This window comes from Patescibacteria group bacterium (genome assembly GCA_041665365.1).
In the GTDB taxonomy this organism is placed as follows: Bacteria; Patescibacteriota; Patescibacteriia; order UBA9570; family UBA9570; genus UBA9570.
Genome location: JBAYIY010000018.1, coordinates 1 through 8,556 on the forward strand (window position 1 = coordinate 1; position 8,556 = coordinate 8,556).

General features: G+C 41.8%; 10 protein-coding genes. 6 read left to right on the forward strand and 4 right to left on the reverse strand.

Annotation, left to right across the window (positions count from 1 at the left end; all coding sequences use genetic code 11):
• From WCV88_06235 to WCV88_06245, 3 genes are all read left to right on the forward strand, one after another.
• Positions 1-250, forward strand: a 250-nt coding sequence (locus WCV88_06235) for a hypothetical protein (protein MFA6475754.1), incomplete at its 5' end; no start/stop codon positions are given.
• Positions 251-558: 308 nt separating this feature from the next.
• Positions 559-885 carry a DsrE family protein gene (locus WCV88_06240; GenBank protein ID MFA6475755.1) on the forward strand — a complete coding sequence of 109 codons (327 nt, stop codon included), beginning with the start codon at positions 559-561 and terminating at the stop codon, positions 883-885.
• Positions 886-922: 37 nt separating this feature from the next.
• Positions 923-1,132, forward strand: coding sequence for an SHOCT domain-containing protein (locus tag WCV88_06245; protein ID MFA6475756.1), 210 nt, complete (start codon positions 923-925; stop codon positions 1,130-1,132).
• 303 nt (positions 1,133-1,435) lie between these two features.
• Here WCV88_06245 and WCV88_06250 read toward each other — a convergent pair whose 3' ends face one another.
• Positions 1,436-1,996, reverse strand: a complete 561-nt coding sequence (locus WCV88_06250; GenBank protein MFA6475757.1) for a DUF4256 domain-containing protein — start codon at positions 1,994-1,996, stop codon at positions 1,436-1,438.
• Between the two features lie 207 nt (positions 1,997-2,203).
• Between WCV88_06250 and WCV88_06255 the strand changes: the two genes are divergently transcribed.
• Positions 2,204-2,527, forward strand: a complete 324-nt coding sequence (locus WCV88_06255; protein MFA6475758.1) for a hypothetical protein — start codon at positions 2,204-2,206, stop codon at positions 2,525-2,527.
• A 59-nt stretch (positions 2,528-2,586) separates the two neighbouring features.
• Here the strand turns inward: WCV88_06255 and WCV88_06260 are convergent, their stop codons facing one another.
• Positions 2,587-3,642 (reverse strand): hypothetical protein, encoded by a 1,056-nt coding sequence (locus WCV88_06260; protein MFA6475759.1) that lies wholly within the window; start codon positions 3,640-3,642, stop codon positions 2,587-2,589.
• Positions 3,643-3,988: 346 nt separating this feature from the next.
• Between WCV88_06260 and WCV88_06265 the strand changes: the two genes are divergently transcribed.
• Positions 3,989-5,014, forward strand: coding sequence for a Fic family protein (locus tag WCV88_06265; protein MFA6475760.1), 1,026 nt, complete (start codon positions 3,989-3,991; stop codon positions 5,012-5,014).
• A 174-nt stretch (positions 5,015-5,188) separates the two neighbouring features.
• On the opposite strand, the gene WCV88_06270 is transcribed toward WCV88_06265, so the two are convergent.
• Entirely contained in the window at positions 5,189-6,622 is a 1,434-nt protein-coding gene (locus WCV88_06270) for an ATP-binding protein (protein ID MFA6475761.1), read from the reverse strand.
• 453 nt (positions 6,623-7,075) lie between these two features.
• On the opposite strand from WCV88_06270, the gene WCV88_06275 reads away from it, so the two are divergent.
• Positions 7,076-7,654, forward strand: a complete 579-nt coding sequence (locus WCV88_06275; GenBank protein MFA6475762.1) for a hypothetical protein — start codon at positions 7,076-7,078, stop codon at positions 7,652-7,654.
• A gap of 571 nt (positions 7,655-8,225) precedes the next feature.
• Here the strand turns inward: WCV88_06275 and WCV88_06280 are convergent.
• The coding region (locus WCV88_06280) for a four helix bundle protein (protein ID MFA6475763.1) at positions 8,226-8,556 on the reverse strand (331 nt) is incomplete at its 5' end.

The window sequence follows — 8,556 nt, forward strand, 5'->3', positions numbered from 1 at the left end:
CAGCCAACAGATCATCGACGACATCGCCCGCCGGAACCTTAGCCGGCCTGACCGCGCGACGACCGAGACCATCCTCGATGCCCGGGAGGCCGAGTGCGTCGAGGGGCAGAGGTCGATTGCGGGCATCTGTGGTGTGGAACCCGCAGTGGGGTATGTAGATGCGGGAGAGCGTGGTCGGCGCATCTCCCCCCTCAAAGATCTTTACCGCAGATGGGTTAGGAGCTACCGATTCATCGCAGTGGTGGACTGATGTGATCGGCCGCGTGGATAGTAACTCTTCGTGAGACATCTACGCGGCCACGAATTCTTTTTTATATTGTTAATGTAGGTTATTTTACACTTTGGATATTTTTGGATAAACATATTTGGTTTAGACTCGCTTTTTATAAGTATGACAATTGTGTATCATATCGAAAACACAAATGCTAAGGCCAGAACTTTATAAAGCTTGCATATCTTTATAAAGTTACATCGCAAGTATCGTTCTTGTGTGATGATTTGTTAGAACCAAAAAGACTAAGGCTGTGCTCAAAGTTCATATGGTGATAACATGACCGTATGAAGCTTGGTATTATTCTGCAATCTAATATCCCTGAACATGTTTGGAACGCTTTTCGCTTGGCCATTACAGCACTAAAAGCTGGCCATAACGTTGAAGTATTTTTACTGAACGAGGGATCAGAGCTGGATACTATTCCAGATACGAAAGATTTTGATATTTCAAAGCAAGTAGTTGAGTTTACTGCTCTTAAAGGAACATTGTATGTCTGTGGAACCTGTTTGAAATTACGCGGCAAAACTGAGAGTAATACGTGTCCGATTTCTACGATGACCGACTTACTCAATATGATTGAACGGTCAGATAAAGTGTTAACTTTTAATTAATAGTTGTATGATGTTTAATAATTATCCAATAAATTCTATGATGAATTTTGGTTTAATGTCTGGTGGCTGGTTATTTATGATTTTGTTCTGGGTGCTGGTTGTAGCTGGTATTGTCGTTCTCGTAAAATGGCTGGTGCAACAAAGTTCAAATCAACCTAAAACACCCAGCGATGTCCTCAAAGATCGCTATGCCAAAGGTGAGATCAATAAAAAAGAGTTTGATCAAAAGAAAAAGGATTTAAGCTAGCTGATTAGTTGGGGTTTGATTGATTACTTTATAGCGCGTGGCTTTGCCTTGACCAATTTTTTTAAGTTGGTTCATAGCTAAAAGTTTTTTAATAGTTTGTTCTGATAGCCTTAATCGTATCTATTTTAGTAATCAGGGCATAAATTCGGGCAGTAGTTTCGGCAGAAAATAGTAAGCGTTTGTCGAGACGATCCATAAAAAAGAGCTAACAAATTAATGATGTTAATATGTGTTAGTATATGTGAATAAAACTGTCAATGAACAAGTTAAGTTAACCGTTCATGACTTTTCATTATTCTATAGTCAAACTTTAAACACACCACGAAACCCTCTAACAGCATAGTAAGACTCAGCCCCATTGTGATATACGAAAACATGGTTGTAACGACGATCAGCAAATAGGGCACCGCCGAGTTGTCTAATGTCAGCCGGCGTTTTTAACCAGCTTGATGTTTTGGTGTCAAATTCTCCCAGTGTCTGTAACTCCCGATATTGTTCTTCAGTTAATATTTCAATACCCATAGTAGCCGCTAAATCCATAGCAGTATTTTTTGGTTTATGTTCTTTTCTTAACTTTAGCGCTTTACTATCATAACACAGACTCTTGCGACCGGTTGGGCTTTCGGCTGCACAATCATAAAATACATATTCGCCAGTTTTTTTATTAAAACCAACTACATCTGGTTCACCACCAGTTCTTTCCATTTCGCTAATTGACCACAATTTTTTAGTATTAGTTTCCAACCTGGTTTGTACATTAGTCCATTTAAGCCCTTTGTGGCGCTGCAGGTTTTTTTCAAACCGAGTTTGCAATTTTTTTAGTAGGGTTGCACGTTGTTCTGTAGTAATAAATGGCTTGTTCATATATTTTATATTGTTATTTATTATAGTCATTATAGCAAGTAATAGCATTTATAGAGTCAAAATTACTCGTTTAATGCAAATATGCCAGTATTTAAGCGTTATTAATAGAACATTCAACTACTGGTATTGAAGCCCGCTTGGCTCAATTGAGCCTATGTGATTTTTCTGGACAAGTCATCCATAGTTTAGTATTTTAAACAAATGAAAATGAATTCTATAATCACAATTAGTTTTATTTTGGTGCCACTGTTTGTGGTGACAGGTTGTTTGTTTAATCAAGAACAACCAGTCAGTAGCTTGCCAGCTAACTGTAAAATTAACGAACAGCAAGCTCTAGATAAAGCCAATGCTTTAGTTGCTGAAAAAAACTTAAGTAATTGGGAAGAGAGTCAGGCTGTTACCTATCAGCCTGAGCAGGCGGCATATATTATTACCTATGATACTAGTCAAGCAGAGATTAAATTGCTCGGTGAACGAAGTATTACGGTTAATTGCGCAACGGGTGAGGCTAGTTTTATTCCGCGTGATTAAAAGGAAAAGCGCTGGGTCGTCTAGTGGAAGTTGTCAGAGTTGTTTTAGGCAAGATTAACTTATGAATGTTGTTGTTGAGCTGTCCAATAGTCGACTGCCATAGCGGCAAAACCAAATTGACATGGGTCAAAATGTGCTAGTTGATGGCCGCGCGTGAATGGTTGAGATTGTGGATCAAAACTAATTTTTTGAAATCCTAAATCCGCCACCCAGTGAGCTGGGTCATCCCAGTTCTCCGGTGCAGTGAGATCACCCAAAGACAATGTGTCACCTAACCCATCCTTGATAGATTCACTATTAGAAAAGCCATAGAAAAAATTTTCGTAGGCACGCTCCGCTGAGTAAGGTTGATCTGGATTGGCGCCAGCACCAGCCGCCGCTGCGACCAAATGTTCTTTGACTAAATACAGATCGTTAGCACCGCTACTTAATTCACGACTGGCTCTGAGCACAAAATCCCGCGAGCGTTCAAAAAAACGTTTAAGTTCTGCGTGCGGTAGGAGTCTGCCAGAACCAAGAAAATCAGCACCATTCATAATCATTAACCCCTTCGGCGCCAAGGTGGCAAAACGTTCTCCCGCATAGGCAGAGACAGTATCAATTAAATGAGGTAGACGACGTTCATCAAACCCGACTAATTTATCGTGGTTGCGTCGATCAGCTTTCAGTTTAGCGACCCGGTTTACTAAATAGGCGAGCGCCGCAATATTTGGTCTAGCTTCGCGCCAGCCATCAAAGGCTAAATCTTTTTTTAAGAGTTGTGCAATCTCTCCATTATAAAAAGCTTGTTCAACTAATTTAATGAACACCGAGAGCATTTGTGCGTCTTTAGGCTTTAGCTCTACATTATTTCTATATTCTCCCAACTCATGAATAGACTCTGCTAAATCCTTCACTACGCCACTATCCGTACGCCGTGGTTCGGGAAGATCACTATCGGCATAGAGCAGACGCAAGACGCCGTTAATCTGTTCTTGACTAACTGAAATAGATAAGCCCAAGGCCGCCTCATCCTGACTGGCCTCAGCATAGCGCCGTAGGATTTCACTACGTCCTTTTAACGGTATGTCAGCCTCCCGGAAAGCTCCACGAATTTCTTTACTGACAATTTTCATTATGAAATTTTAGCAAAAAAAACCACTTTAGACAAGCTGTATATCTGTTAGCACTGCTTTAGTGGTTTCGTTACCGCTTACGTTTTCTACTTGTTCGATACTGCATAGGAAGTGGTTTTGGATAGTTTTATCTAAATATGGCATATACATAAAACAGAGTGCATACCATATTAAGGAAATTGACAATAGTTTAGGTTAGCCCAAAAATACTCTGCACATACAGAGTATTTTTGTATCAATTTTGTCTTATTTGGTGGTTACACCCTAGTTTTATACACCGTATCTAGTGTACAATAGTATTTACAAAAGAGTTTACAATTATTCTAAAATAGTTTACAATAGAGTTATGGAATTTAAACCACAATACCAACTAAGCCCTGAACTATTGGTTAATCTTAATCAAATTGAGCGATTTTATGGGCAATTAGAAAGTTTACACCTGCCCAAAACAGCGCAGCTTAATTTAGAACGGGATAATTTGTTCAGTTCCTCATATATTTCAAATAGTATCGAAGGTAATCCACTATCATTACCAGAAGTCACTAATTTATTACTAGGAGATCGTGTGCCCACAAATCGAGATGAAAAGGAAGTATGCAATTATTTTGATATCCTTAAGAATCTGCATACGAAAGTAGACCAGCCACTGACTGTTCAATATTTATTATCATTGCATCAACAGTTACTCCATGGAGTCAAAGATGATATTGCCGGTCAAATTCGTAATCAAAGAATTGTGGTTGGTCATTACCAACGACAGGCTGGAATGAAAAAGTTAGTAGTCAAACATGAACCACCATCTCATAAGCAAACTGATATTCAAAAATCACTACAATGTTTGTTTCATTGGATAGCGGCACAACCAAAAATACCGGCCGTTGTCCAAGTTGGTATTTTCCATCATCAATTTGTCTATATTCATCCATTTGTGGATGGTAATGGCCGTAGTTGCCGCTTACTCACGGCTTGGTTGCTATTGAAGTATGGTTATAGGATTAATAAGTATTTTGTGCTCGATGATTGGTATGATATTGATCGTACGCAGTATTCAGATAAATTACATACGGCAGATAGTGGTGACAAGACTGAATGGTTAGAGTACTTTACCGATGGTATGAAGTATTCGTTACAAACTGCCTTAGCTAAGGCACAATACAGTATTGAATCTGTAGAAGTTCCAAAACGGTTATCCAAACAACAACGGCAAGTATATGAACTATTACTTGAACAAAAACAACTTACTTCACAAGACATTGTTCACAGTTTGAAAATATCTAGGCAATTAGCCCACCGTGTATTAAAAGCGTTAGTAGGTAAGGGTTTTGCTGCTGAAAAGGGTGTAACGAAAGGTAAGTATTATATTTTGAAATAAAATCAGTTAGAACCAAAAATACTCTGCACACACAGAGTATTTTTGTATCAACTTCGTCTGGGTCGGCTGTGTGATGCGTTCAGAACACTAGATTATAGCGAGCTGAACCAAATCACAAAGCAAATGGCGCAGTTTATTGGAGCAACAGTAACTGCTTAACACACTTGTTAAGACTTATATCATTAAAAAGTAATCAAGTGGTACCTTAACGATATTGGCATCCTCAAGTAGGGTTAGTGCGTTTTGGCAAACAACAACTCCATATTTAGCAGAACCTACTTTTTTCATGGTATTGCTAACTTGTATGCCAGTTTTTTCACCAATACCCACCTCAATAGGTATGATATTTTTTTGAGCAATCGTAAGGATAAAATCCGCGCCAGCTTGTGAACTGTCATACGTTAATGAACCTCGGCTATTAGCCACGAACTCCCGATACAAAGTCATGGCTGCAATATCTTCCATCAGTCGACCTTTTTGTTGTGAGAAAATTTGTGAATTGCCAGCCACAGATAGGAAAGCAGAACGCATAGCAGATGACATAAACAGGTATTTCGATGGTTTTCTGACCTTCTTGGAATTTGAACCATGTGGCATCACTCTAATTAAGAGTTCAGCTTGTTCCATTACTTCCAATACGCTTGAGATGGTGTTTACGCTAGTCTGTAAGGTAGTAGCTAGGTTTTGGACACTAACTACTTCTGATTCTGCTAGTAAGAAAAGTACTCTTTTAATGTAATGAACAGTTTTAGTATCAAAACGGCCTAGACTTTGCACATCTTGATTGATGACTTTATCCAGCAGTAACGTAATAGTTTGGTATACTCTAGCTTCATCTTTCATTCGGATGGCAAAGGGCAATGTACCAATTTTTAGGTATTCATCAACATAGCTTCGATCGATGCCCGCCCATACTTGCAAGATAGTTTGTTCAAGCTGTTTTAGCTTTGTATAAGCATCTTTCGCTGAGTCTGCTTGAAATAGGGCATCTTTAAGATTTTGTTTGAGGGCTTTTACTGGAAATTTGCCATCACGAATCATCAAAAATTCACAAAAACTTGTGGGAAACAGTTTTTGAAACACGGCTCGTCGTATGACATCAGGGTTAGTTTGCAGGGAAACAGCTGACGAACCACTACATACTACAAACACCTTATGTGATCGATCGTACAATGATTTTAGTACTGCTGCCCATTTTGGATCGTATTGGGCTTCATCAATAAAAATAAATACTGGCTTAGTCAGTCGTTCGAAGCTTTCACCAATAATGGTCTCGTAGGCGGCTAGAATATCGCGTAGAGAGGAACCCAGTACATTAACTACCTCATCCAATGAAATATATAGCATCCTGCGTTCGCCCGCTTCTTGATAGTGATTAAGAAAAAGTTGAGCTAATATCGTGGTTTTACCAACGCCTCTTAAGCCCGGGATAATCACCCAACGTTCTGGACTGTTAGGCACATGCAAAAAATTCCTCAAATACTGATCGATTTTGATATAGATATGTCGCTGAGGATAGCGTTTGCCTTGCTCATCCTCCGTATAGGGCTTCAATCGAAAAGGGGATTGTACCAACTGATTTTGAATATATTTTAGTATTTCTTCCATATTCTTCTATAGTTTTACGTTAATATAGTAAAGGCATCTACTATATTAACGTATTGATATAGTAAAGTCAATACGGTAAATAACCACTATAATCAGTCTTTTAAGCCGCACTTACAAAATTGTGTTAGCTACCTGTGGAATTTTTCAACGATTTGCATTGACAGAATGCCTAAAACATGATATATTCCCAAGTCTATTTTTAATAAAAGTAGACAGCTCTTTGATACCTCTAACTGACCATTACACAGCCAAATACAGAGGCTATTCGTAGCCCAGAGTAGAGAAGTCACTTCTTTCTTCCGGGCTGCGAATGATCAGATGGCATGGTAAGCTCGACGTCCGTCGAGAGCCAGCATTCGACCTCACAGCATTCTGCTTGCTGATAGTCATACATGAGTGTGGAGACTTCAAAACCACAGGCATGTACTGAAATGTCAGTAAAGTGGAGGCATCATGAAGCCGACCATCGAGCAGCTCGCCGAGCTGCACCTTCAAATCACCGCTGGAACCGTCACTCGGGCGTCCCTGCAGACCTTCCTCGAGCAGGGGAAGGCGGCAGAGTCCCTCAAGCCCGTCCCCGACACCAATGGGCTCCGGATCATCAAGGTCATGGTGCGGGGCAGCGATTCGCGGTGGAGCAAGATCGAGCCCGGGCGCTATGCGTACTGCAACGAGACGGCGCGGACCGGCGACTTTCCGGTCGATCCGACGGATCGCGAGGTCACGGTGGCAATCTTCCCGGCCAACTACTTCGATCGCAACCCCACCAACGAAGCGCTCCGGGCCGAGATCGAGCGCCGGAACCTGACCCACCCCGATCGCGCCGTGACGGAGACGACCCTCGACGTGCTCAAGGATGAGCTTGCCGACAAGCCCACCGTGGGCGTCTGCGGCGTGGTTCAGTCCGACACGGACGGCGACTCCATCGTCGGCTACGTCTACGAGGTTGCCGACGGTCGGCGCCTCAGCCTCATCGGTCTCCGCCTCGACTGGCCTCGGGACTGCCAGTTCGTGGCCGTGGTCAGCGAGTAAGACCTTGGGCGCTTGGATTCTTGAACCTTCTGGTTCTGGAATCCTTGGACACTTGGCCTCAGTTCGGCTGCGCAGACTATCACTTTCGAGTGAGACATCTGCGCGGCCACCCTTCCCCCCAAATAGTATGTTGTATTATGCCTTTACGGCATTTTTTGATATCATTTTTATGGATAGTAAACGAATTAGTTTGTAGCTACGGTTGCAAGCGGTTGAATTCTAGGCACATCAAATCGACGAGAGTCCTTGAAGTAACTATTTCAGGGAGAGTGTGATTGATGCTGCCTGTATCATGAAGATACTCGGTATACTAGATTGGTGGATTCAATATCCCGCATACAATACAGCGCGAAGACCATACTGTTTAAGCTGGCTCAACGTGCAGTGGTAACGATGATCTAGTATACATATAGTCTGGCGTGGTTCAGTCCGACACGAACGGCAACTCCATCGTCGGCTACGTCAACGAGAATGCCAACGGTCGGAACCTCAACCTCAACGATCTCCACAACAACTGGAATCGGAACTACCAGTTCGTGGCCGTGGTCAGCGAGCGCTTCATGATTCCCAATTATTTTTCTGGCTCAACATGCTTGAGCCAGCCACCAAGCATTTTCCCAATTTCTTCTAGTGGTGCAGAAATGCGAGCGTAGGTCTTATGATCTAAGGCTTTGAGTTGCCAAGCTATTTGCAGAAAATACTTCAAGGCATCCAGCTTGGTACTAGCTTTTTGCACTGCTAGAAACTTTTGGGTGCGATTGGCATAGGCTGCGTACAAAATCAGTTCCAGCGTGTCTGTGAATAACGTGTCGATTTTTGCTCCCAGCGTGTAGCGTGATAGTTTTTCGATCTGACGCATGGCCACATGCCACGCTAGATACGCTTCAGTTACTTTTTGGAGG

What these genes read in the sequence shown, in the direction of transcription:
- WCV88_06240 (MFA6475755.1), top strand. Translation starts at nt 559, where the DNA reads ATGAAGCTTGGTATTATTCTGCAATCTAATATCCCTGAACATGTTTGG.
- WCV88_06245 (MFA6475756.1), top strand. Translation starts at nt 923, where the DNA reads ATGATGAATTTTGGTTTAATGTCTGGTGGCTGGTTATTTATGATTTTG.
- WCV88_06250 (MFA6475757.1), bottom strand. Translation starts at nt 1,996, where the DNA reads ATGAACAAGCCATTTATTACTACAGAACAACGTGCAACCCTACTAAAA.
- WCV88_06255 (MFA6475758.1), top strand. Translation starts at nt 2,204, where the DNA reads ATGAATTCTATAATCACAATTAGTTTTATTTTGGTGCCACTGTTTGTG.
- WCV88_06260 (MFA6475759.1), bottom strand. Translation starts at nt 3,642, where the DNA reads ATGAAAATTGTCAGTAAAGAAATTCGTGGAGCTTTCCGGGAGGCTGAC.
- WCV88_06265 (MFA6475760.1), top strand. Translation starts at nt 3,989, where the DNA reads ATGGAATTTAAACCACAATACCAACTAAGCCCTGAACTATTGGTTAAT.
- WCV88_06270 (MFA6475761.1), bottom strand. Translation starts at nt 6,622, where the DNA reads ATGGAAGAAATACTAAAATATATTCAAAATCAGTTGGTACAATCCCCT.
- WCV88_06275 (MFA6475762.1), top strand. Translation starts at nt 7,076, where the DNA reads ATGAAGCCGACCATCGAGCAGCTCGCCGAGCTGCACCTTCAAATCACC.